Origin of the sequence: Nitrosomonas sp. Is79A3, from assembly GCF_000219585.1 — a bacterium.
GTDB lineage: Bacteria > Pseudomonadota > Gammaproteobacteria > Burkholderiales > Nitrosomonadaceae > Nitrosomonas.
Genome location: NC_015731.1, coordinates 653,511 through 678,643, shown reverse-complemented (window position 1 = coordinate 678,643; position 25,133 = coordinate 653,511). Strand labels below are relative to the sequence as shown.

Sequence of the window (25,133 nt, the reverse complement as noted above, 5' to 3'; positions counted from 1 at the left end):
ACCTGTCATACACTTGGAAAAATACTTACTGTAACAGCGCTATAAAAATCCAGGAAGCCGCCATGAAAAAAACATTCGCCATTTTATTATCTGTACTCTTCGCGCTGACACTGATTGCCTGCATCACAGCGCCTTCTGCACATATTGATGATGACAGGATTCATGTAACGATTCTACACTTTCAGGATATTTATGAAATTACACCGGTAAGCGGCGGCAAAGAAGGCGGCATTGCACGGGTTGCCACATTACGTAAACAGTTGCTGGCACGCAACCCCAATACCATCACTACATTAGGCGGAGATCTATTCAGCCCGTCTGCAATCGGCACAGCACAGTATGAAGGCGATCGGTTGGCCGGACGGCAAATGGTGGATGTTCTGAATCACTTCGAGCTTGACTACGCGACTTTTGGCAATCATGAGTTCGATATCAAGGAGAGTCAATTCCATCAGCGAATGCAAGAAGCAAAATTTACTTGGGTATCAAGCAATGTATTTGACGCGAATGGTCGTCCTTTCTCAGGCGTCAATCAAAATCTCGTTATTTCAGTTACCGGCAAGAAAAGTGGAAAATCTTTCAAGATCGGTATGTTTGGGCTAACCCTTCCAATCAACAAGCCTGACTATGTCAGTTATTCCGAACCCTTGACAGTAGCCAGCGAGCAAATCAAGCAACTCGGCGAACATTCTGATTTCATTATTGCCTTAACACATCAAACCATCGAAGACGACATCGAATTGCTGCAAAAAAATCCACAAATCGGATTACTACTGGGCGGACATGAACACGTCAACTATCAGAACTGGCGCGGGAATTTCACACCGATTCTAAAGGCCGATGCCAATGTGCGCTCGGTTTACGTGGTTGATCTTTACTTTGACCCACAGACCGGAAAAACCGAAATTAAACCCACTTTTGTACCGATCACCGATGCCCTGGCGGAAGATCCTCGCGTCAAGGCAGTCGTCGACAAATGGATGAGTATCGCCTTCGCTGCCTTCCGCCAACAGGGATTTGAACCTGAAGCCGTGGTCACGACCACCACCGAAGCATTGGATGGACTGGAATCCAGTGTACGTACCCGCAAAACCAATCTGACTGAATTAATTGCTAAAAGCCTGCTGCGCCCCTACCCGGAAGCCGAGCTCTCGCTTCACAACAGCGGTTCGATCCGCATTGACGATGTACTGCCTGCGGGTCAAATCACCGTCTACGATATCATCCGCGTGCTGCCTTTCGGCGGCAAAGTTCAGTTGGCTGCGATAAAAGGCGATCTGCTGTTAAAAGCACTGAATCAAGGTGCAGCGAATACAGGCTCAGGTGGCTTTCTGCAATCCGCCAATGCGCAACAGATTAACGGTACCTGGCTGATTAACGGCGTCTCAGTAGATCCCACGAAAACTTATAAACTGGCGATCAATGATTTTCTCGCTTCAGGGAAAGAGCATGGTTTGGATTATCTGAAACCCGGCAATCCGGATTTCACGATAATCAACATAGGAGAAAATTGCGATATCCGCCAAATGGTTATTGATCAGTTGAAGAATAACTAAAAGTTTATGGCTACTTTTTATTATTTCAGGTGTAATTGACTCGGGTGAATATTATGCAAAGCAAATAAAATTGAAGTTCGCCATCGAATTAAATCACTAGATCAGGATAATCACACCCATTTTGCATCAGCTTGATTGTTGCAAACTGAGAAACCCAATATCAAAGACTTTACGAATGTCTAACATTTGAATTCAGCGAATGGCAAAAAATGCAGCTTTTTGATGGTCTACTGAAATTATTTTTTAAGCACGTTTTTTGCCAGGAAACACAATCGGGACTGAAAATTTTATGCGTGAATGTGATGAAGACTCACCATGCGAAGCGCCTTGAGAACCCAATCCAACAGAACCAAGAAAGACACCAATGCCGCCTTTTGTATCTTTCGCACTTGCTTCGGCCAAAGCAATGTCAAATTCTACGTACGTTATTGGCCTACCGTGTTCGTCGGTTATTACTTTAGCGTCTTTCAAATAACCATATGCCTCGTCGGAACCGACTATTGCTCCATACTTTTCAGCTTCATTTCTAGCATCAGCTACACCAGAAACGATTTCAGAAAGAGCGGTCTTGATAAATTCTTGAAGATTCATGTTTAATTCCTGAATTGACTAGTTACAAATAGGTTCCTGAAATAACGAAATACGTAATAATACTAAGTTCTAAAAAAGTTCTAATATTCTAGAATTCATATTCCTTCCTTATCCTCAAAACGAGAGATTGATTTAAGTTTCATCATATCACGCAGTATTAGATCTACAGAAATGCACAATCCCTCGTTTTAGCTCAAGCATAACAGCTACCACACTAAATAGCGTTGATTGTAAATGTCGCATAAACTAATGGAATCGATCGGGTAGAATACGGACATTAACGTTTTTCAGGGTGGCCAATAGAATGATGCTACGTAAAATCTTCATTGCCAATCGCGGCGAGATTGCTGTTCGCATCATTCGCGCATGTGCTGAAATGGGCATCCGCTCAGTGGCGATTTATTCGGAAGCAGATCGTTTCGCGCTGCATATCAAGAAAGCGGATGAATCGTATTGCATCGGCAGCGAGCCGATGGCGTGCTATCTGAATATTCATGCGCTGGTCGATTTGGCGTTGGCGACCGGCTGCGATGCGGTGCATCCGGGTTATGGATTCCTTTCCGAGAATGCGCAATTTGCCCGAGCATGCAAAGAGCGTGGATTGGTTTTCATTGGGCCAGAGGCGGATGTCATTCACCGCATGGGCGATAAAACCGAAGCCCGGAATGCGATGAAAGCGGCGGGTATTCCGGTCACCCCCGGATCGGATGGCAATTTGCATTCGGTGAAAGAAGCGCTCAAAGTTGCGGCGCAAATTGGTTATCCGATCATGTTGAAAGCGACTTCCGGTGGCGGTGGACGCGGCATCCGGCGTTGTGATAATGCCGATGAACTGCAGCGCAATTACGCCCGGGTGATTTCCGAAGCAACCAAAGCGTTTGGCAGCGCCAATGTGTTTCTGGAAAAGTGTATTGTCAATCCAAAGCACATTGAAGTACAGATATTAGCGGACCATCACGGCAATGTGATTCATCTCTTTGAGCGCGATTGCTCGATTCAGCGCCGCAACCAGAAGCTGATCGAGATTGCGCCGTCCCCGCAACTGGACGAAGCGCAACGCCAGTACATCGGCGGCCTCGCGGTGATTGCTGCAAAATCAGTCAGCTACACCAACGCGGGAACGGTGGAGTTTTTGCTGGACGATAGCGGACGCTTTTACTTCATGGAAATGAATACGCGCGTGCAGGTCGAGCATACCATCACTGAAACGATCACCGGCGTCGACATCGTCGAAGAGCAAATCCGCGTAGCGGCTGGATTGCCCCTGCGCTACAAACAAGAAGAGATTGTCCGGCGAGGCTATGCGATTCAGTTCCGCATTAATGCCGAAGACCCGAAGAATAATTTCTTGCCGAGTTTCGGCCGGATTTCTCGTTATTACGCGCCCGGCGGCCCAGGAGTACGAACCGATACCGCAATTTACACCGGTTACGAGATCCCGCCTTTTTACGATTCCATGGTCGCCAAAGTCATTGTCAGCGCGCTGACCTGGGAAGACGTGATTAAGCGCGGAGAACGCACGCTGCGGGACATGGGGTTGTTCGGCATCAAAACAACGATTCCATATTATTTGAAGATACTGAAGCATCCGCAATTTCGCAGCGGTAAGTTCAATACCGGTTTTGTGGAGCAAAACCCCGCGCTGATCAATTATTCCGACAAACCCCGGCCGGAAGTGCTGGCTGGCGTCATTGCTGCTGTGGTGGCCTCACATACCGGTCTGTGAGTGAAGTGCTTACTGGTTAATTAAGGAAAATCCATGCAAAAAGTTCATATCACCGATGTCATTTTGCGCGATGCGCATCAATCTCTGATCGCCACCCGGCTGCGTACCGAAGACATGCTACCGGCCTGTCAAATGCTCGACAGCATCGGCTATTGGTCGCTGGAATGCTGGGGTGGCGCGACTTTTGACGCTTGCTTGCGGTTTCTGAAGGAAGATCCGTGGGAACGCTTAAGCAAACTCAAAGCCGCGCTACCGAACACGCCGCTGCAAATGTTGCTGCGCGGGCAGAATTTGCTGGGTTACCGGCATTATTCCGATGATGTCGTGCGCGCTTTTGTCAAACAAGCCGCCGAAAATGGCATAGATGTCTTTCGTATTTTCGATGCACTCAACGACGTGCGCAATCTCAAAACCGCCATCGAAGCCGCCAAAGCATCGGGCAAACATGCGCAAGGAACCATTTGCTATACCACCAGTCCGGTGCACAATGTCAAAAGCTTTGTGACTCTGGCCAAAGATTTGGCTGAATTGGACTGTGATTCGATTGCAATCAAAGACATGGCCGGTTTACTGACGCCGTATGCAACCAGTGAACTGGTTGTTGCACTAAAAGAAACCGTCGATCTGCCCATCCATTTGCATTGCCATGCGACGGCAGGTTTAGCTGAAATGTGTCAATTGAAAGCGATAGAAGCCGGTTGTCGGCATATCGATACGGCGTTGTCGTCGTGGTCAGGCGGAACCAGCCATCCGCCGACTGAAAGCTTGGTGATGGCATTGCAAGGAACAAAACACGATACCGGTTTGAATTTAGACAGGCTGCAAGAAGTAAACGATTATTTCGCGCAAGTCCGCAAAAAATACCATCGCTTTGAAAGTGAATTCACTGGCGTTGATACCCGGGTTCACGTGTTCCAAGTGCCCGGAGGCATGATCTCGAATCTGGCCAATCAGTTACAGGAACGTAACGCATTGGACCGGATCAACGAAGTCTACGAAGAAATTCCTAAGGTGCGTAAAGATCTGGGCTACCCGCCTTTGGTCACGCCGACTTCGCAAATTGTCGGCACGCAAGCCGTGCTCAACGTGCTGACCGGCAAGCGCTACGAAACGATCACCAACGAAGTGAAACGCTATTTGCAAGGCGGCTACGGCAAAGCACCGGCGCCGATCAATGCCAATCTGCAAAAACGCGCCATCGGCAAGGAGGACGTCATCGATTGCCGCCCCGCCGATCTGTTAAAGCCGGAATTCGAGCATCTGCGCCGGGAAATCGGCCACTTGGCACGAAATGATGAAGATGTACTGAGCTATGCGATGTTTCCGGAAGTGGGCAAACAATTCCTGGAATTGCGTTCAACCGGCCATCTGGTGCCCGAACCTCTGGAATTGGCCTCAGCGGCGACCAATGGAGTGCAAAAAGCCCCCACCGAGTTCAATGTAGCATTACACGGCGAGTCTTATCACGTCAAAGTCACCGGCACCAGTCCTAAAAATGAATCCCTGCGGCATTTTTATTTTATGGTGGACGGCGTGCCGGAAGAAATCGTCGTCGAAACGCTTGATGAAATCGTTTTAGGTGGCGGCACGCAAGGCGCCGTCAAAAGCACTATCGCCAGCAAACGCCCGCGCCCTTCCGCCGAAGGCGATGTGGTCGTCAGCATGCCGTGCAATATTCTTGAAGTGTTAGTCAAAATCGATCAAAAGGTCACCGCCGGACAACCGGTACTGGTCACGGAAGCGATGAAAATGGAAACGGAAATCACCGCGCCGATTGCCGGTGTCGTCAAAGCCATACATGTTGTTAAAGGTGAACCGGCTAATCCGAATGAAGTGCTGATTGAAATTGTGGCGTCGTAATGAGCAGAACTTCACTTTCCGGCACAAGACACACAATGTGAAGTAGCGCAACACTATAGATAGAACAAAAAAACAAACCTTGCTGTGCTTATATCAGCACAAATAGAAAAATAAACCTTTTTCACGTATAATTCTGGCTTCAATAACCGAGGCATTGAAACAAATTGTCCTTGGCCCTGTTTCCAGATCTTGTCCGTATCCAAGGAGTTTTTTGTGTCACAACGCCCGCACGCCATCCTCGCACTCGCCGATGGAACAATTTTTCGTGGCGTGTCTATTGGTGTTGAAGGTATCAAAACCGGTGAAGTCGCTTTCAATACGGCGATGACCGGTTATCAGGAAATATTAACCGACCCTTCGTACTGTCAACAAATCATCACTCTGACCTACCCGCATATTGGCAACACCGGCACCAATCCGGAAGATTTTGAATCAGGCAACATCAACAAAGTGTACGCCGCCGGTTTAGTAATTCGTGATCTCCCCCTGGCAGCCAGTAGTCACCGTAAAACTCAGACATTATCTGAATTTTTGAAAGAACAAAATGTGGTCGCTATCGCAGAAATTGATACTCGCCAGCTCACCCGCATTTTACGGGAAAAAGGCGCACAATCCGGTTGCATCATGGCCGGCGATATAGATGAGGACAAAGCATTACAGACCGCTAGGGCATTCCCTGGTCTAGCGGGCATGGATCTTGCCAAGGTGGTCAGTTGCCAGCAATCGTATCCGTGGACAGAAGGTGAATGGTCGCTCGGATCAGGTTTTGCGGTTCAGAAGAATCCTCAATTCCATGTTGCAGCTTTTGATTTTGGTATCAAACGCACCATATTGCGCAAACTGGCACAACGCGGCTGCAAAGTAACGGTATTTCCTGCACAGACCCCGGCTGAAGAAATTTTAGCGGCACAGCCTGACGGCGTATTTCTCTCCAATGGCCCTGGTGACCCAGAGCCTTGTGATTATGCAATTTCTGCCACGCAAGCATTGCTGGAGAAAAATATCCCGATATTTGGCATTTGTCTTGGCCTCCAATTAATGGGTTTGGCTACGGGCGCACGCACCATCAAAATGAAGTTCGGCCATCATGGCGCCAATCATCCGGTGCAGGATGTTGACACTGGCCGGGTAATCATTACCAGCCAGAATCATGGTTTTGCTGTTGATGCAGATACGTTGTCCGCTAACGCGCGAATTACACATGTGTCACTGTTTGATGGAAGTCTGCAAGGATTTGAGTTAACGGATAAACCTGCATTCTGTTTTCAGGGTCACCCCGAAGCCAGCCCAGGGCCTCATGAGGCTGATTATTTGTTTGACCGTTTTATTAAAATGATGCAGCGTTATAAAAACTCATACCCGCAATAACTTAACCATAAACCCCATTACTACGCAATTTTTACTGGTTAGAAAGCATGCCTAAACGTACCGACATTCAATCCATACTCATCATCGGTGCCGGTCCCATCATCATCGGCCAGGCGTGCGAATTTGATTATTCCGGCGTTCAAGCCTGTAAAGCTTTGCGTGAAGAAGGCTATCGCATCGTTCTGGTGAATTCCAATCCCGCTACCATCATGACTGATCCGGAAATGGCCGATGCAACCTATATCGAGCCGATTACTTGGACGATGATCGAAAAGATCATTGCCATTGAGCGTCCGCAGGCGCTGCTTCCCACCATGGGCGGTCAGACTGCATTGAACTGTGCATTGGATTTGGTCAAACATGGCGTACTGGAAAAATACGGTGTTGAGCTCATTGGTGCGTCACGTGAAGCGATCGACATGGCTGAAGATCGTGAAAAATTCAAACAAGCCATGACGCGCATTGGATTGGGTTCTGCCCGTTCTGCGGTTGCGCATAGTATGGAAGAAGCTCTGCAAGTACAAGCTATGGTCGGCTATCCGGTCATTATTCGCCCTTCTTTTACAATGGGCGGCAGTGGCGGCGGCATTGCATACAATCGCGAAGAATTTCTGAATATCTGCGAACGCGGATTGGAAACATCCCCCACCAAAGAGTTATTGATTGAAGAATCCGTTATTGGCTGGAAAGAATTTGAAATGGAGGTGGTGCGGGATAAAGACGATAATTGTATTATTGTCTGCGCCATTGAGAATGTCGACCCGATGGGTGTTCACACCGGCGACTCGATTACGGTAGCGCCTGCACAAACACTGACTGATAAAGAATATCAGTTGATGCGCAATGCCTCCATCGCTGTACTACGCGAAATCGGGGTGGAAACTGGCGGTTCCAATGTTCAGTTTGCCATTAATCCTAAAAACGGCCAAATGCTGGTGATCGAGATGAATCCGCGTGTCTCGCGTTCTTCCGCGTTGGCCTCAAAAGCAACCGGTTTTCCAATTGCCAAAATCGCCGCAAAACTTGCTGTCGGTTATACCCTGAATGAGCTGGGCAATGACATCACTGGCGGTATTACACCGGCATCCTTTGAACCAACCATTGATTATGTCGTCACCAAGGTGCCGCGTTTCGCATTCGAAAAATTCCCGCAAACCAATGATCGCCTGACGACACAAATGAAATCGGTCGGCGAAGTCATGGCGATTGGACGCACTTTTCAAGAATCCTTGCAAAAAGCGCTACGTGGACTGGAAACTGGCGTGGATGGCCTCGATGAAAAAACCGATAACCTGGAAACTATTAGCAGCGAACTGGCTAACCCTGGGCCGGAACGAATCTGGTATATCGCCGATGCTTTCCGTTGCAATATGTCTATTGAGGAAGTGCATCAACTGACCAATATTGATATTTGGTTTCTGGCGCAAATTGAAGATCTGGTCAAACAAGAACAGGCATTGACCCATACAAAACTGGAAACACTGGATAAACAGGCATTACGCAAATTAAAACGCAGCGGTTTTTCCGACTGCCGTCTGGCAAAGCTGCTTAATATCGAACAAACTGCAGTCCGCGCTTGCCGGCATCAATTCAACTTGCGGCCGGTCTATAAACGTGTCGACACTTGCGCGGCCGAGTTTGCAACTAGCACAGCGTATATGTATTCCACTTACGAAGACGAGTGCGAATCACGCCCCACGGATAAAAAGAAAATTATGGTACTGGGCGGCGGACCCAATCGTATCGGTCAAGGCATTGAGTTTGATTATTGTTGTGTTCATGCAGCGCTGGCGTTACGTGAGGATGGTTTCGAAACCATTATGATTAACTGTAACCCGGAAACCGTTTCAACCGACTATGACACATCGGATCGTTTGTATTTTGAGCCGCTGACGCTTGAAGATGTACTCGAAATCGTTGCTGTGGAAAAACCGCAGGGCGTAATCGTGCAGTATGGCGGGCAAACGCCTCTCAAGCTCGCGCGCGATCTAGAAGCCAATGGTGTACCGATAATTGGCACCAGTCCGGATATGATCGATTGCGCGGAAGATCGCGAGCGCTTTCAGAAAATGTTGCAACAACTGGGCTTAAGACAACCGCCCAATCGGACTGCACGCACCCCGGAGGCTGCTTTAATCGCTGCTGAAGAGATCGGTTACCCGCTAGTAGTGCGTCCGAGTTATGTATTGGGTGGGCGCGCTATGGAAATCGTTCATGAAAAAGCTGATCTGGAGCGCTATATGCGTGAGGCGGTTAAGGTTTCCAATGACTCACCGGTATTATTGGATCATTTTCTTACCAATGCAACGGAAGTAGATGTTGATGCAATCTATGACGGAGAAACCGTTTTGATCGGCGGTATCATGGAGCATATTGAGCAAGCCGGTGTGCATTCAGGCGACTCCGCTTGTTCTCTCCCAACTTTTAACTTGCAACCAGAAATACTGGATGAACTGCGCCGCCAAACCGCTGAAATGGCGCGCGCATTGAATGTCGTGGGACTCATGAATATACAGTTTGCGATTCAGGATAATACAGTCTATGTACTCGAAGTCAATCCCAGGGCATCACGCACTGTGCCTTTCATCTCCAAGGCAACCGGCCTCCAATTAGCCAAAATCTCTGCGCGCTGCATGACAGGAAAGAGTTTAATTGATCAGAATGTTACCGAAGAAATAATCCCTGAGTATTATTCTGTCAAAGAAGCCGTGTTCCCCTTTATCAAACTCTCCGGTGTTGATACGATATTGGGTCCGGAAATGAAGTCTACCGGCGAAGTTATGGGAATGGGCACCACTTTTGCAGAAGCATTTGTTAAATCCCAATTAGCAACGGATGTTCGTTTGCCTGCTTCTGGAAAAATTTTCATCAGCGTAAAGCAATCTGACAAACCACATGCCGTTGAAATCGCACGCAGCCTTGCCGAACTCGGTTTTACCCTTTATGCTACGCGCGGAACTGCGGCTGCAATAACCGAAGCCGGGATAGATGTCGTTATCATTAATAAGGTAGCAGAAGGTCGTCCCCATATAGTAGACATGATTAAAAATGGAGAAATCAGCTTAATCATCAATACAGTAAAAAATCAACGCAGTGCGATACGGGACTCTTACTCGATTCGCCATGCCGCGCTCCAAGCAAAAGTGACTTACTATACAACGTTAGCGGGTGCGCGCGCTGCCTGTATGGGTATAACCAATAGGCGTGAACTGCAGGCTTATAATTTACAGAAATTACATATACAGCTTAAGACGTAAGCATTCAGCTCTCCTTAACTATTAATAAAGCAGATGAAAATGAAAGGCAAAAAATTACGATGAGTACTATTCCATTAACAGTAGCAGGAGCGGAAGCGTTGCGTAAGGAATTACACGAATTGAAAACGGTTCAGCGCCCTGCAGTCATTGCGGCGATCGCCGAAGCACGTGCGCACGGCGACCTCTCTGAAAATGCCGAATATGATGCTGCCAAAGAAAAACAAGGTTTTATTGAAGGACGTATTGCTGAATTGGAAAGTAAACTTTCTAATGCACAAATCATCAACCCAGCACTCATTAATGCAGACGGAGCTTGTGTTTTTGGCGCCACTGTCGAATTGGAAGATCTGCAAAGTGGCGAAACGGTTACTTATCAAATCGTGGGTGACGATGAAGCCAACATCAAGAATGGAAAAATCTCCATCAGCTCTCCGATTTCGCGAGCCTTGATCGGTAAATTTGCCGGAGACATCGCAGAAGTTCAAGCACCCAGCGGCATAAGAGAATATGAAATACTCGATGTCAAGTACATCTAAAGACCAATAGACAAAGACAATTCAATTCTGAAAACTACGTTTGGAACGAAATGCTTCACGTTTCTTTCTAGGGAGCATATGCGCAGATTTATTCTCGGTTTCTTCCGGTTTAGGCCGATAAATAATAAATATTTTACCAATATGCTGCACCGGTGCAGCATCCAGTTGCTGGCATATCTCCTCAAAAAGCGCATTTCGGACAATCCGATCTTCAATTTGAACTTTAATCTTAATTAGTTCATGACTTGAAAGCCCGCGATCCAACTCCTCAATAACGTTCGATGACAGACCAATCTTCCCGATCATCACAACCGGATTTAGCGCATGTGCTTGCGCTTTTAGTTCACGCCGATGAGCAACAGTTAGTGTTAACATAAATCCTCTTAAAATATATTATTTTACTTGATGAAACAGGCTAAAACCAGTAAAGCTTGGATGAAAGAGCATGTTAATGATTTTTTTGTCAAGCAAGCTAAAAAGGATGGCTATCGCTCGCGGGCCGCATACAAACTTCTGGAAATCTCCGAGCGTGATCATATACTGAGACCGGGTATGATTGTTGTTGATTTAGGCGCAGCACCCGGAAGTTGGTCGCAAGTTGCCAGCCATAAAGTAGGTAACAAAGGTGAAGTTATTGCCGTTGATATTCTGGATATGTCACCACTGCCCGGTGTGAAATTCATCCAAAGTGACTTTAGAGAAGAGCATGCTGTTCTTGAATTGAGGAAACACTTAGGTGAACATCAACCGGATCTTGTAATTTCAGACATGTCGCCTAATATCAGTGGTATTGTAGTCAGTGACCAAGCCAGAAGTATGTATTTGGCTGAACTGGCACTAGCATTTTCAATGGAGCAACTGAACTATGGCGGAAACTTTCTAGTCAAAGTTTTTCAAGGCCGGGATTTTGAACAGTTTCTTTGTGACATGCGCGCCGGGTTCAAGAGCGTATTGATACGAAAACCAAAGGCCTCACGTGATCGCAGTAATGAATTATATTTATTAGGGCTTGGGAAAAAATGATCGCTGAGATTGCTGAGAAATGAATGGATTCACTCAGTGATTAGGGGCAATGTAAATAGTAGGATTACAATTTAACAGCAAATTTATACAACATGAACTGTTCTGTTATATTCTACAAAATAGAGTTAGAATGACTAATCAATGATTTTAAGGTGCAAATCAAGGAGCTATTTTGAATAACTTAATTAAAAACATGGCCATTTGGCTAGTAATTGCACTTGTGTTGATGACCGTATTTAATCAATTCAGCGTACGTCAACCGGCGCAAGTACCCATGGAATACTCTCAATTCATTTCCGAATTGAATCAAGGCAGAATCGCAAAGGTTGTCATTGAAGGCCGGACACTTAAAGGTACGAAGTCTGATGGCAGACGTTTTACAACTTATGCGCCATCCGATCCTTGGATGGTCAGCGATTTACTTAAAGCGGGCGTTGTTGTTGAGGCCAAACCGGATGAAGAGCCATCCATGTTGATGAGTATTTTTATCTCATGGTTCCCAATGCTATTACTGATTGGCGTATGGATATTTTTCATGCGTCAAATGCAAGGCGGCGGGCGCAGTGGAGGCGCGTTCTCGTTTGGCAAAAGCAAAGCGCGTATGCTCGACAAATCAACCAACACAGTGACTTTCAATGATGTTGCGGGCTGCGAGGAAGCGAAAGAAGAAGTTGCAGAGTTAGTCGAATTTCTGCGTGATCCAACCAAATTCCAGAAGCTGGGTGGACGTATTCCACGCGGCGTGTTGATGGTAGGCAGTCCTGGAACGGGAAAAACATTACTGGCGCGCGCAATTGCAGGAGAAGCGCAAGTGCCGTTTTTCAGCATTTCGGGTTCCGATTTTGTTGAAATGTTTGTCGGTGTTGGCGCATCTCGGGTACGTGACATGTTTGAGCAGGCTAAAAAACATGCCCCGTGCATCATCTTTATTGACGAGATTGATGCAGTAGGCCGTCAGCGTGGCGCCGGTCTTGGTGGCGGAAACGATGAACGCGAGCAGACGCTCAATCAGTTACTGGTGGAAATGGATGGTTTTGAAGGTGCAATGGGTGTTATTGTGATTGCAGCTACCAATCGTCCTGATGTGCTGGACCCTGCTTTATTACGTCCCGGCCGATTTGACCGTCAAGTAACTGTGCCGTTGCCAGATATTCGCGGACGTGAGCAGATTCTTCATGTGCATATGCGCAAAGTGCCGCTTGCACCGGATGTCAAAGCGGATATTATAGCCCGTGGCACACCGGGTATGTCGGGTGCAGATCTTGCTAATCTGGTCAACGAAGCAGCACTATTTGCGGCGCGCAGCAACAAGCGTCTAGTAGATATGGAAGATTTTGAACGCGCCAAGGATAAGATATTTATGGGCGCAGAACGACGTTCGCTTATTATGCCGGAACATGAACGCAGAAACACTGCCTATCATGAATCAGGACATGCTGTCGTCGCGCAATTATTGCCAAAAACGGACCCGGTACACAAAGTAACCATCATTCCACGAGGCCGTGCTTTGGGTGTAACTATGCAGCTACCCACAGAGGATCGGTTTAGTATGGAACGTGAAGAAATACTACAAAGAATCTCGGTGATGTTTGGCGGGCGTATTGCCGAAGAAGTCTTTATGAAGCAAATGACAACGGGTGCTTCCAATGATTTTGAGCGTGCAACAGAATTAGCCCGGCAAATGGTAACGCAATGGGGAATGTCTGATAAGCTTGGACCAATGGTGTATGGTGAAAATGAAGGGGAAGTTTTTCTGGGCCGTTCAGTGACTACGCATAAAAATATGAGTGAAAAAACTATGCAGACCGTCGACGCAGAGGTTCGCCGTATTGTTGATGAACAATATGCGATTGCCCGAAAACTCATTGAAGCCAATAAGGATAAAATCGAAGCCATGACTAAGGCTTTACTAGAGTGGGAAACGATCGATAGCGACCAAATCAACGATATTATGGAAGGTCGCCCGCCACGCCCGCCTAAACCACCGCAGTCAACTTCTTCGACCACAAGCGGTGAATCATCAGTGAAACAGGATGAACAAGGTGAACCCGCAGCACCGCAGGAAATTATAAAAGAAGCTGATTAATCAGTAATCATCTGAACGACGGGATACGACCAAAAACCGTATCCCGTTTTCAGTTCTACAATCCCTTTTTCTTATTGCAGCCTCATTGCAAAAAAATCTTATGTTCCCGACTAACCGCCCGCTGATCATGGGTGTTGTTAATGTAACCCCCGATTCCTTCTCGGATGGGGGAATTTACCTGTCAACGCAGCAAGCCATTGCACATGCCAGGAATCTTATTGATGAAGGTGCCGATATACTGGACATCGGCGGAGAATCAACACGCCCCGGAAGCCAACAAATCAGTACCGATGAAGAGATAAAACGCGTTATTCCTGTGCTGGAAGCACTCGTAGTGACCAATACGCCGATTTCCATTGACACTTCCAAACCCGAAGTGATGAAACGTGCAATAGCAGCAGGCGCCTCCATGATCAATGACGTAAATGCACTGCGTAATCCCGGAGCATTCGAAGCTGTTGCGCAAAATAACCATGTGAAGCTCTGCTTGATGCATATGCAAGGTACTCCTCAAAGTATGCAGAAAAATCCGCAATACAAGAATATTGTCTCTGAAGTAAAAGATTTCCTCGAGCAGCGTATCCATGCGGCAATGACCGCGGGCATCTCGAAAGATCGACTGATTATCGACCCTGGTTTCGGTTTTGGCAAAACACTGCAACATAATCTTGCGTTACTCAATCAGCTGGATCAATTGACAACACTTGGGGTTCCGGTATTGGCAGGTGTTTCTCGTAAATCCATGCTTGGAGCCATCACCGGAAACAGTGTAGATCACCGGATTCATGAAAGTATCGCGGCTGCCTTGCTTGCAGTAGTTAAAGGTGCAAAAATTATACGCGTGCATGATGTCAAAGCCAGCAAGGATGCGCTTGCTGTCTACAACGCAATGCAGAACTGTGATGTATAACAAACTGCAAATTAATTAATCAGAGCATATATGAAACTTTCTTCAATCTTGATCAATAATCTCTTAAATTGACTAAAAAATATTTTGGAACTGATGGTATACGCGGGCGTGTAGGTAAAGATCCGATTACGCCCGATTTCATCATGCATTTGGGTTATTCCGCAGGTAAAGTTCTGGCATCTGCCGATTGGCATTTGATGGAAGGCAAACGTCCAACCGTCCTTATTGGTAAAGATACCAGGGTATCAGGTTATATGCTGGAGTCTGCACTGGAAGCAGGATTATGCGCAGCCGGAGTGGATGTCATTCTATCCGGGCCGATGCCAACCCCTGCCATTGCTTACCTGATCCGCGCACTGCGATTGCAAGCTGGCATTGTTATTTCTGCTTCCCATAATTTGTTTGAGGATAACGGTGTAAAGTTTTTCTCTGCTGCCGGCAGCAAGCTTCCTGATGAAATGGAACACAAAATAGAGGCGGGATTAAATGCACCCATCGAGACCAAGCCTTCAGCGCAACTGGGAAAGGTACAACGGATCGATGATGCCGCCGGTCGCTATATCGAATTCTGCAAAAGCACTTTCCCCTATCACCTGGATCTGCGCGGATTGCGCATTGTGGTCGATTGCGCGCATGGTGCCGCCTATCATATTGCCGGTCATGTCATGCACGAATTGGGGGCGGATGTCGTCACCATTGGCGTGCAGCCTAATGGTCTAAATATCAATCTTGAATGCGGAGCTACCCATTGCGCCACACTCCAGAAAGCCGTCAAACAGCATCATGCCGACTTGGGTATTGCATTGGATGGTGATGGTGATCGCGTTATGATGGTGGATAAGCAAGGCAGATCTTATGATGGCGATCAACTGATCTACATCATTGCCAAACATCGTCAGCAGAAAAAAACACTAATCGGCGGTATTGTTGGTACTTTGATGACCAATCTTGCAATAGAAGACCAATTCAAGAAACTAAATATTCCATTTCTCCGTGCCAATGTCGGAGATCGTTATGTACTCGAATTACTGCAAGAAAAAAAATGGCATCTCGGTGGTGAAAATTCCGGACATATCATTTGTATGGATAAGCATACGACAGGTGACGGTATCATTTCCGCTTTACAAGTTTTATATGCACTGCGTGATACTAATAAAACACTGGCGGAATTCATGCGCGGCGTCTCCTTATACCCGCAACGCTTAATCAATGTAAGAATCCCCCAGACATTTAATTTTAATACCAACAAAGCGATCAAAACCGTACAGCAAGAAGCTGAAGCCGATCTGAATGGCAACGGACGCGTTCTTATCCGGCCATCAGGTACTGAGCCGCTTATCCGGGTGATGGTTGAAGGTAAATTCAAACATAAGGTTAATTTCTGGGCTGAGCGAATCGCTGAAACCGTGCATGCGGCCAGCGCTTCATAAAAAAACAAAGCGCTTTCAACATTCCACAACCACCCTTTTTAGAAACATAGCCGTCATACTCATAAATCACTGTATGCTGCAGATGATTAGGAATCTTAAAAAGCAGGTCTTGCCAATCCGTTTTCTGACAAAAAATAAAGTTGTCATAATCTTGTAATAATTCTGCAATATGATACGTGTCAGTTTTGAGAAACTTCTCATTACCCTTTATTCACTCATTTGGAGAGCAAATAAATGCCGAACTCGATTAACTTCAGAACACTCATTGCAACCCTATTTCTCAGCGCATCCGTTACCACAGGTATTGCCAACGCCAGTCCGATCGTTAAGATTGATGGTTCCAGCACCGTTTTCCCCATTACTGAAGCTGTCGCAGAGGATTTTCAAATAGCCAAGCGTGGCGCAGTTCGTGTTACCGTGGGCATCTCGGGAACAGGTGGTGGATTCAAAAAATTCTGCCGGAATGAAATTGATATCGCGAATGCTTCACGTCCTATTACACAACTGGAAATGGAAGCCTGTAAACAGGCAGGTGTGCAATTTATTGAAATGCCGATCGCATTTGACGCTTTGACCGTCGTTGTGAATCCCCAAAATACCTGGAGCAAAACCATCACCGTCGATGAGCTGAAGAAAATCTGGGAACCTGGTGCACAAGGTACGATCACTAGCTGGAATCAGATAAACCCGGCATGGCCTGATAAAAAAATTAAACTCTATGGCCCTGGTGCAGACTCCGGTACCTTCGAATACTTCACCGAGGCAATTGTTGGCAAAGCCAAATCAAGCCGCGGCGATTTTACCGCATCAGAGGATGACAATGTTCTGGTACAAGGTGTCGCGAGCGATATCTATGCGCTAGGTTTTTTCGGGTTTGCCTATTACATCGAAAATAGCAAAAAAATTAATGCGGTTGCGATTGACAGTGGCAACGGCGGAGTTATTCCATCGGCAGCAACGGTAGAGAATAATAGTTACAAGCCATTATCACGCCCGATATTCATCTACGTTAATGCCAAATCAACTGAGAAGGCTGAAGTTAATGAATTCATTAATTTCTATATGAAAAATGCGCCAGAACTTGTGACAGAAGTCAAATATTTCCCGCTTTCCAAAGAAGTATATAACCTTAATATCGAACACCTGAATAAGAAAAAAGTAGGTACGGTATTTAAAGGCACGGGAATCAATATTAAATTAGAAGATATTCTTAAATTGGAATCTAATTTATAAACTTAGATCATTTGAAGTCGTTTCGACTGTCAAGAATCTGTATCTGTAGAAAATAGCCACAGCATCTCAAGGAAATGCTGATTAATTCTTGTGCCTATTTTTGGCATAGAATTAATCAGCATTTCCTTTATTTTTTGGATTAGGAATCACCCGGGACAATAATGGATTTTTTACCAGTTTTCTTAAATATCAAAAACAAAAATTGTCTGGTGGTAGGCGGGGGAGATATCGCAACCCGAAAAATCATGCTCTTGCTCCAGGCTGGCGCCCAGGTTTCCGTGGTATCGCCTGAGCTGGATATAACGCTAAAAGAATACCTTGTGCTTGGCAAAATCAAATATTGTGCTGAATATTTTCAACCTGAACAGCTGAAAAATATTGTTTTGGTTATTGCCGCTACAAATGATCGCACTACGAACCAATTAGTTTCTGAAGCAGCCCAGCAACAGCGAATTCCGGTTAATGTGGTTGATAACCCGGATTTATGCACCTTCATCATGCCTTCCATCGTTGACCGGTCGCCGCTGCTGATTGCCGTATCTAGCAGCGGGCAATCCCCTGTACTGGCCAGATTGCTGCGCGCCCAGCTGGAAATAATGATACCGGCCGCCTATGCGCGCGTGGCGGAAATTGCCGGCAAGTTCCGCCAGCCTGTCAAGGAGCATTTTACGCACCCGGAAAAACGGCGTATTTTCTGGGAAAAAGCGCTGCAAGGCCGATTTACGGAAATGGTATTGGCCGGAAAGAATAAAGCAGCACAGGAGTATCTGCTGCAATCGCTACAGCACGAAAAAGACGAATCTACACAAGGCGAGGTTTATCTGGTTGGAGCCGGACCGGGAAATCCTGATTTACTCACTTTCCGGGCGATGCGCTTGATGCAACAGGCCGATGTCGTTGTTTATGACCGCCTGGTCTCACCCGCCATTCTCGATATGGTGCGCCGGGATGCTACCCGTATTTATGCTGGAAAGGAACGTAATCGCCACACCCTGGAACAGGAATCCATCAATCAACTGTTGGTCCGGCTGGCGCAAGAAGGCAAACGAGTACTCCGGCTTAAAGGCGGCGATCCGTTCATCTTTGGTCGCGGCGGCGAAGAAATCGAAACCTTGGCTTCACACCATATTCCTTTCCAAGTCGTACCCGGCATTACCGCTGCCTCTGGCGTTGCAGCCTATGCAGGCATTCCACTCACACACAGGGACTATGCGCAATCGTGCATTTTTGTCACCGGACATCTGAAAAATAACAGCATCGACCTGGATTGGCCCTATCTCGCACGCCCTAACCAAACTATCGTAATTTATATGGGGTTATTGGGCTTACCTGTTTTATGCCAGCAACTGATTGCCCATGGTCTGCCAAATACCACACCTGCCGCAATCGTACAGCAAGGAACGACGCAGAAACAAAAAATCATTACCGGAAAATTACAAACACTGCCTGATCTTGTTGCTGCTGCCAAGCTGACTCCCCCCACACTGATTATTATTGGGGAAGTCGTCAAACTGCACCAAAATCTTGCGTGGTTTGAGCCGGCTGAAGAAATCTCTCAAACACAAATTATTTCAGGGATGGCAACAGACAAGGATAAGAAACAGTAGAGTCATCGTAACCTTGAACAACGTCAGTGGGTGGTAATAAATTCAAATTCAGATCTTTTGATAGCCGTTTAAATGAGATGGCGGGTTGATCAATCAGAATTTTTCTTTCACTCCAGAAAAACGCATCGACAAATCTATCGCTCTGATATTCTTTGTCAGACTGCCAATGGAAATCCTGTCTACACCGGTTTCGGCCACTTGGCGCACGTTCTCCAAGGTCATGTTTCCGGATGCCTCCAATAGAACTTGATCACCGGTTTGCTGGCGAGCCAGTGCAACTGCATCCGATAGCTGAGCCAGCGTAAAATTATCTAATAGAACCATACCGGCACCGGCTGTCAGTGCCTCTTGTAATTCTTGCAAAGATTCCACTTCAATCTGGATAAAACCCCCTGGCGGCACAATTTCCTGCGCTTTCCTCAATGCTGCTGTTATTCCACCCGCTGCAATAATATGATTCTCTTTGATCAAAATCCCATCATACAAGCCAAAACGATGATTGATGCCACCGCCACACTTCACTGCATATTTCTGCGCCAACCGTAATCCAGGCAATGTTTTGCGTGTATCCACTATGACAGCTTGTGTACCATTTATTGCATCGACAAAATACTTGGTTTGTGTCGCTACAGCAGACAGCATTTGTAAAAAATTCAACGCGGAACGTTCGGCTGATAATAAGGCACGGGCTTGCCCTTTAATCTCGCATAGCTTATACCCTGCCTGAACAGTATCTCCATCCTTGGCAAACCAATGCACTGTTGTGTCTGACGATAAAGCTAAAAAACAAGCTTCAAACCACTGCACACCGCACAATACCGCATCTTCTCTGCTAACCACCGATGCGCTCAATTCCTTGTCTCCAGGAATCAAGGATGCCGTCAGGTCGCCCGCGCCAATATCTTCCACCAGCGCCTGCTTTACATTGCTGTCAATTTCAGTATGTAAATCTTGCAATTATTTTCACCCTATTCTTCAATGAACAACGAAATTATAGTACACCTGATTAACGCTACAGTAATTCCAGTAGCTTTCCAGAATGTTCACTCACAGTATTTGAACAGATAGTATATGCTGCCACATGCCGATAAGGAGGTTATATGTCTAGTGCAATTGATTTAATTATCTACAGTATTGCCACCATGCTGGGTCTTGTCATCGTTGGTATGGTCGTATTCTGGTTCATTCAAGATGTAACGCAGAAAAAACATTCTGTTTTACGCAACTATCCTGTTATTGGGCGGCTACGTTATATTTTTGAGCGGCAAGGCAAATATTTCCGGCAGTATTTTTTTTCCAATGACCGGGATGAAATGCCGTTCAATCGTGCTACACGAGGCTGGATTTACAAGAATGCCAAGAATAAAGGCAGCCTCGTCGGCTTTGGTTCCACCAATGATTTACGCCAGCCCGGTTCGATTATTTTTGTCAACGCAGCTTTTCCGATCCAAGAAGAAGATCAACTGCCAACACCTGCGCTGCATATCGGCGAAGGTTATTGCGAATATCCATTCGAAGCCAAATCCATCATCAATATCAGCGGCATGAGCTACGGTGCAATCTCGAAACCAGCCGTGCGCGCGCTATCCCTCGGCGCCGCACAAGCGGGTTGCTGGCTGAATACCGGTGAAGGCGGATTATCTCCATATCACTTGGAAGGCGGTTGTGATTTGATCATGCAAATTGGCACCGCCAAATACGGCATCCGGGATGAAAACGGCAATTTTTCACCGCAACGTGCCAAAGAATTGAGTAAGGTCGTTAAAGCATTTGAAATCAAGCTTTCTCAAGGCGCAAAACCCGGCAAAGGCGGATTATTGCCTGGGAATAAAGTAGGTAGTGAAATTGCTGCCATCCGCGGTATTCCTGAGAATCAGGATTCGATCAGTCCGAATCGCCATAAGGACATCAACAATATTGATGAGCTGCTAGATAAAATTATTTATATCCGAGAACTGACCGGGCGGCCTGTAGGCGTCAAAACGGCTATCGGCGGGTGGAATTTTATTAACGAGCTATGTGATAACATCAACCGCCGAGGACTTGAATATGCACCCGATTTTTTGACTATTGATGGGGGTGAAGGCGGCAGTGGCGCAGCACCGCAGACATTGATCGATCATGTCAGTCTACCAATCGCAGAAGCATTGCCGCGCGTGGTAGATTCATTACTCCAATCCGGTCTGAGAAACCGCATCCATATCGTTGCGGCGGGAAAATTGGTGACTTCTGCAGAAGGCGCATGGGCGCTCTGCGCTGGTGCCGATTTTGTGAATACTGCGCGAGGCTTTATGTTCTCATTGGGCTGCATTCAGGCGATGCGCTGCCATCTCAATACCTGCCCAACTGGAATTACCACGCATGATGCGCGTTTGCAGAATGGTTTGGTGGTTGAAGAAAAATATCTTCGTGTTGCCAATTATGCCCGGAATGTTAATAAAGAGATTAACATGATCGCCCACTCATGCGGCCTGCACCACGCACGGCAATTTAAACGCGAGCATGTACGCATCGTTGAAACAGCGGGTAAAAGCGTGGCACTGAATATTCTTTATCCCTACCCAGAACCATCCAAGAAAAAAACATGAACTAGCGGTCCGATTCTTGATTTTCAAACGTCAAGCCGTTTTATCCAACTTCATCGTGACCCTCTTCCCATATATTATTCATGAGGATTTCGCATTATTTTGAGAATAAGGGGGAAAAAGACCTCCTAAATACAACTTAAGGTTAACGCCCGACTACCGATAATGTATGCCTTATGCTCGGAATCAAATCTACTTAAAACAAGTAGTCCCATAATCGACAATGTTTCGTTTTTTTATCAATCAGGATGACCGAAGAATTCGAATAATTAGCGGACTCACGCTGATTATTCTCATCTTGTCGGCGGGCCTCTCCGTGTATCGCGTCATGCAGTCACAAATTGAAGAAATGGCTGCTGCAGGTCTTAAAGTAGCATTAGAAAATAAAGTCAAGTTAATCGAGAATCAGATTACAAATTCGGTATCATATACAAAAGCATTATCCACACGCATCTTTCTGACTCAAAGCTTAGAAAAGATTTATGTTGATGAATTCAACGACGAGGGTATCGCCGGACTCATTAAGTCTGTGGATAAAATACTGACCACGCATTTTATCGGTATAAAAATCCATGATGTTCAAGGAAACCTGATACTGAGCTCGGGCACAGATTCCATTAACCCATATCTCGCTGTTGAACTAAATACAGACCCGGATATTCGCACAGATTTATTATGGGACGGGCAATTCATTGTCCGTAACTCGATACAGCTAGAGGATGAGAACAATAAACCCATTGGCCGCATCACAACTGAAGAATCAATGCCCGATCTTACAAGGATATTTAAAGAAGCTGCTCTTATTGGTAAAACCGGAGACTTTCTGCTTTGTGCACCTGTAAAAGGAAGTAATCTTGAGATGGATTGCTTCTTGCGCGGATTTGACGGTAATCAATTTAAACGCATGCAACGAATCTTGCATAACAAACCTTTACCGATACATTTTGCTTTAGCAGGGCAGAGCGGCATTAAATTTACTCAGGATTATCGGCAGATGGATGTTGTTGCAGCCCATTCACCGGTTGCCTACGGCTTGGGTGCTGTGCTCAAGATCGATGAAAAAGAACTGTACAGCCATTTGACCCAGCAGATAAAAACAATAGCGTTATATCTGGGTTTGCTTGTTTTAATCGGCATGGCAATTGTATATTGGCTGACCGCTCCGCTCATTCAAAAAACAATCAAATCCAGAAATACATCACTCAAAGCGCATAAGGAATTAATACAGGCTAAAAACAACGCTGAAAAAATTTCTTCCGAACTGACTGCCTATATTAACGCTATCGGTAAGCTTGCTCTAATTTCGATCACAGACGAACAAGGCTGTATTATACAAGTCAATGAGAAATTCTGTGAAATCAGTGGCTATTCCCCAAAAGAACTCATCGGTCAGGATCATCGCATACTGAATTCACGTACACATCCTAACTCCTTCTTCAAGGAGATGTGGAAAACGATTACAAAGGGCCAAACATGGCATCAGGAAATCTGTAATCGCAATAAATCTGGCGGACTCTATTGGGTTGATTCGACCATCGTACCGCTGGTGAATACCAGTGGAAAAATAGACCGCTTTCTTTCTGTCCGGGTGGATGTTACCGCACGCAAACAAAAAGATCTTGACTTGAGCGAGCGATTGAAAGAAAGCAATTGCTTATATACGGTACGCAATTATCTGGAGCAGAATCTGGGTTTAGAAAAAACATGCCAGAGCATATTAAATTGCTTAACCCAGGCTTTACAATTTCCAGAAATGGCTGTGGCCATGATTAATCTGGCAGATAATCAATTTACCACAACACCGTATCAAGAAAATCTTTCAAATACAATAAGCGCAAAAATCATAGCGAATGCAGAAGTATGTGGACAGCTGCAAGTGTCCTATATGCAGAATCTCCTATTTGCCTTACCTTACGAGCAGAATCTTATTGATACCATTGCGCATGATCTAGGCCGGTGGTACGAACGTAACGAAGCAGAAAAACGCATCATCGAGATGGCAACGCATGATGCACTGACAGGTCTGCCCAACCGGCATTTGCTACAAGATCGTATTGAACAGGCACTAGTCCATGATGCGCGCAGCCAAAGACAAATGGCGGTGCTATTTATAGACTTAGATGATTTCAAAACCATCAATGATTCACTCGGCCATGATATTGGCGATCTTTTGTTAAAAGCGGTTGCAGAAAGATTGTTGATTTGTGTCCGCAACGAAGATACGGTTGCCCGTCAGGGAGGTGATGAATTTATTGTCGTATTAAATGCTATTGCGGAATCGCTGGATGCTGCAAAAGTAGCGCAGAAGATTCTGGATTCATTGATGCAGCCCTATTATATCCATAAAAATGAGCTACATATCGGTGGCAGCATCGGTATCGCAGTTTTCCCAAATGATGGAACCAATGCAGAAACATTGCTAAAGAATAGTGATATCGCAATGTATCACGCCAAGGAAAATGGGCGGAATAATTACCAGTTCTTTACCGATGAGCTCAATAAATCAGCGCATGAAAGACATACCCTCGGTCTTGATTTACGCTATGCGCTGGAACGTAATGAGCTGGTATTATATTACCAACCTGTCATGGATATGCCCGATCATCAATTACACAGCGTAGAAGCACTACTCCGCTGGCGGCACCCTGAACACAAATTGATCGCGCCAGATAAATTTATCAACCTGGCAGAAGAAACCGGTTTAATTATCCCAATTGGTGAATGGGTTCTGAAAACAGTCTGCACACAGATTAAAGAGTGGCAAAATCAGGGCTATATCGCCCCTAAAGTAGCTATTAATCTGTCCGCAAGGCAATTCCGTGACAAAGAATTAATTAATAATATTTCACGCACTCTCAGCGAAACAGGTGTAGATGCTAAATATATTGCCCTGGAAATAACAGAAAGCATGTTGATCGATAATATTGAGAGAGTAGTAGAAACGCTGAACCGCCTCAATGCAATGGGCATACAGATTTCAATTGATGATTTCGGAACCGGTTACTCAAGCCTGAGCTATTTGAAGCGTTTCCCGATTCATACACTCAAAATAGATCGTTCATTTGTACGCGACATCGCAACCGATAAAAACGACCGCACCATTGTTGCAACTATTATTGCAATGGCACACAGCCTGGAAATGGATGTTATTGCAGAAGGAATAGAAACGGAAGAACAGCTGAATCTATTGATGGCACAAAAATGCAACCACTACCAAGGCTATTATTTCAGCAAACCAGTACCCGTTTCTGAAATTGAGAGCACCCTAATGAAACCCATACCACCAACAAGCAAAATACGCGCGATTCAATCAGCAAAATAATCTGCTCTTGAAATTTCGGTCCTATCCCCCACGTAGGCAACAA

The 25,133-nt window shown here is 45.9% G+C and carries 17 protein-coding genes; 14 read left to right on the top strand and 3 right to left on the bottom strand.

The annotated features are described in order from the left end of the window. Positions 1-62 precede the first annotated feature (62 nt). Positions 63-1,556 carry a bifunctional metallophosphatase/5'-nucleotidase gene (locus NIT79A3_RS03095; RefSeq protein ID WP_013964804.1) on the top strand — a complete coding sequence of 498 codons (1,494 nt, stop codon included), beginning with the start codon at positions 63-65 and terminating at the stop codon, positions 1,554-1,556. A gap of 243 nt (positions 1,557-1,799) precedes the next feature. On the opposite strand, the gene NIT79A3_RS03090 is transcribed toward NIT79A3_RS03095, so the two are convergent. Continuing rightward, a complete protein-coding gene (locus NIT79A3_RS03090; RefSeq protein WP_013964803.1) occupies positions 1,800-2,147 on the bottom strand; it encodes a hypothetical protein in 348 nt (115 codons plus the stop codon). 307 nt (positions 2,148-2,454) lie between these two features. Here NIT79A3_RS03090 and NIT79A3_RS03085 point away from each other — a divergent pair, with 307 nt between their 5' ends. The 5 genes from NIT79A3_RS03085 (at position 2,455) to greA (ending at position 10,894) form a co-directional block, all read left to right on the top strand. After that, positions 2,455-3,873: an acetyl-CoA carboxylase biotin carboxylase subunit gene (locus NIT79A3_RS03085; protein WP_041360491.1), complete on the top strand. Its 1,419-nt coding sequence runs from the start codon at positions 2,455-2,457 to the stop codon at positions 3,871-3,873. Positions 3,874-3,906: 33 nt separating this feature from the next. Next, positions 3,907-5,733 (top strand): sodium-extruding oxaloacetate decarboxylase subunit alpha, encoded by a 1,827-nt coding sequence (gene oadA / locus NIT79A3_RS03080; RefSeq protein WP_013964801.1) that lies wholly within the window; start codon positions 3,907-3,909, stop codon positions 5,731-5,733. Positions 5,734-5,946: 213 nt separating this feature from the next. Continuing rightward, positions 5,947-7,101: a glutamine-hydrolyzing carbamoyl-phosphate synthase small subunit gene (gene carA, locus NIT79A3_RS03075; protein WP_013964800.1), complete on the top strand. Its 1,155-nt coding sequence runs from the start codon at positions 5,947-5,949 to the stop codon at positions 7,099-7,101. Positions 7,102-7,148: 47 nt separating this feature from the next. Continuing rightward, positions 7,149-10,358 (top strand): carbamoyl-phosphate synthase large subunit, encoded by a 3,210-nt coding sequence (gene carB / locus NIT79A3_RS03070; protein ID WP_013964799.1) that lies wholly within the window; start codon positions 7,149-7,151, stop codon positions 10,356-10,358. A gap of 59 nt (positions 10,359-10,417) precedes the next feature. Next, positions 10,418-10,894, top strand: coding sequence for a transcription elongation factor GreA (gene greA / locus NIT79A3_RS03065; RefSeq protein WP_013964798.1), 477 nt, complete (start codon positions 10,418-10,420; stop codon positions 10,892-10,894). A 21-nt stretch (positions 10,895-10,915) separates the two neighbouring features. Here the strand turns inward: greA and yhbY are convergent, their stop codons facing one another. Further along, positions 10,916-11,269, bottom strand: a complete 354-nt coding sequence (gene yhbY / locus NIT79A3_RS03060; RefSeq protein ID WP_013964797.1) for a ribosome assembly RNA-binding protein YhbY — start codon at positions 11,267-11,269, stop codon at positions 10,916-10,918. A gap of 30 nt (positions 11,270-11,299) precedes the next feature. Here yhbY and NIT79A3_RS03055 point away from each other — a divergent pair, with 30 nt between their 5' ends. The 6 genes from NIT79A3_RS03055 to cysG all read left to right on the top strand — a co-directional run bounded on the left by NIT79A3_RS03055 (position 11,300) and on the right by cysG (position 19,183). Beyond that, on the top strand, positions 11,300-11,917 hold the full coding sequence (locus tag NIT79A3_RS03055; protein WP_013964796.1) for an RlmE family RNA methyltransferase: 618 nt from the start codon (positions 11,300-11,302) through the stop codon (positions 11,915-11,917). A gap of 172 nt (positions 11,918-12,089) precedes the next feature. Continuing rightward, on the top strand, positions 12,090-14,003 hold the full coding sequence (gene ftsH, locus NIT79A3_RS03050) for an ATP-dependent zinc metalloprotease FtsH (protein ID WP_013964795.1): 1,914 nt from the start codon (positions 12,090-12,092) through the stop codon (positions 14,001-14,003). Positions 14,004-14,103: 100 nt separating this feature from the next. Next, positions 14,104-14,913, top strand: coding sequence for a dihydropteroate synthase (gene folP / locus NIT79A3_RS03045; protein ID WP_013964794.1), 810 nt, complete (start codon positions 14,104-14,106; stop codon positions 14,911-14,913). A gap of 68 nt (positions 14,914-14,981) precedes the next feature. Beyond that, the gene (gene glmM, locus NIT79A3_RS03040; protein ID WP_013964793.1) at positions 14,982-16,343 is read left to right on the top strand and encodes a phosphoglucosamine mutase; all 1,362 of its coding nucleotides are present in this window, start codon (positions 14,982-14,984) and stop codon (positions 16,341-16,343) included. A gap of 234 nt (positions 16,344-16,577) precedes the next feature. After that, positions 16,578-17,576, top strand: coding sequence for a PstS family phosphate ABC transporter substrate-binding protein (locus tag NIT79A3_RS03035; protein WP_013964792.1), 999 nt, complete (start codon positions 16,578-16,580; stop codon positions 17,574-17,576). Between the two features lie 161 nt (positions 17,577-17,737). Continuing rightward, on the top strand, positions 17,738-19,183 hold the full coding sequence (cysG, locus tag NIT79A3_RS03030; protein ID WP_013964791.1) for a siroheme synthase CysG: 1,446 nt from the start codon (positions 17,738-17,740) through the stop codon (positions 19,181-19,183). Between the two features lie 93 nt (positions 19,184-19,276). On the opposite strand, the gene nadC is transcribed toward cysG, so the two are convergent. Then, entirely contained in the window at positions 19,277-20,140 is an 864-nt protein-coding gene (nadC, locus tag NIT79A3_RS03025; RefSeq protein ID WP_013964790.1) for a carboxylating nicotinate-nucleotide diphosphorylase, read from the bottom strand. 143 nt (positions 20,141-20,283) lie between these two features. Here nadC and NIT79A3_RS03020 point away from each other — a divergent pair, with 143 nt between their 5' ends. After that, positions 20,284-21,771 (top strand): FMN-binding glutamate synthase family protein, encoded by a 1,488-nt coding sequence (locus tag NIT79A3_RS03020; protein WP_013964789.1) that lies wholly within the window; start codon positions 20,284-20,286, stop codon positions 21,769-21,771. A 220-nt stretch (positions 21,772-21,991) separates the two neighbouring features. After that, the gene (locus tag NIT79A3_RS03015; protein ID WP_013964788.1) at positions 21,992-25,090 is read left to right on the top strand and encodes a GGDEF domain-containing phosphodiesterase; all 3,099 of its coding nucleotides are present in this window, start codon (positions 21,992-21,994) and stop codon (positions 25,088-25,090) included. Positions 25,091-25,133 lie beyond the last annotated feature (43 nt).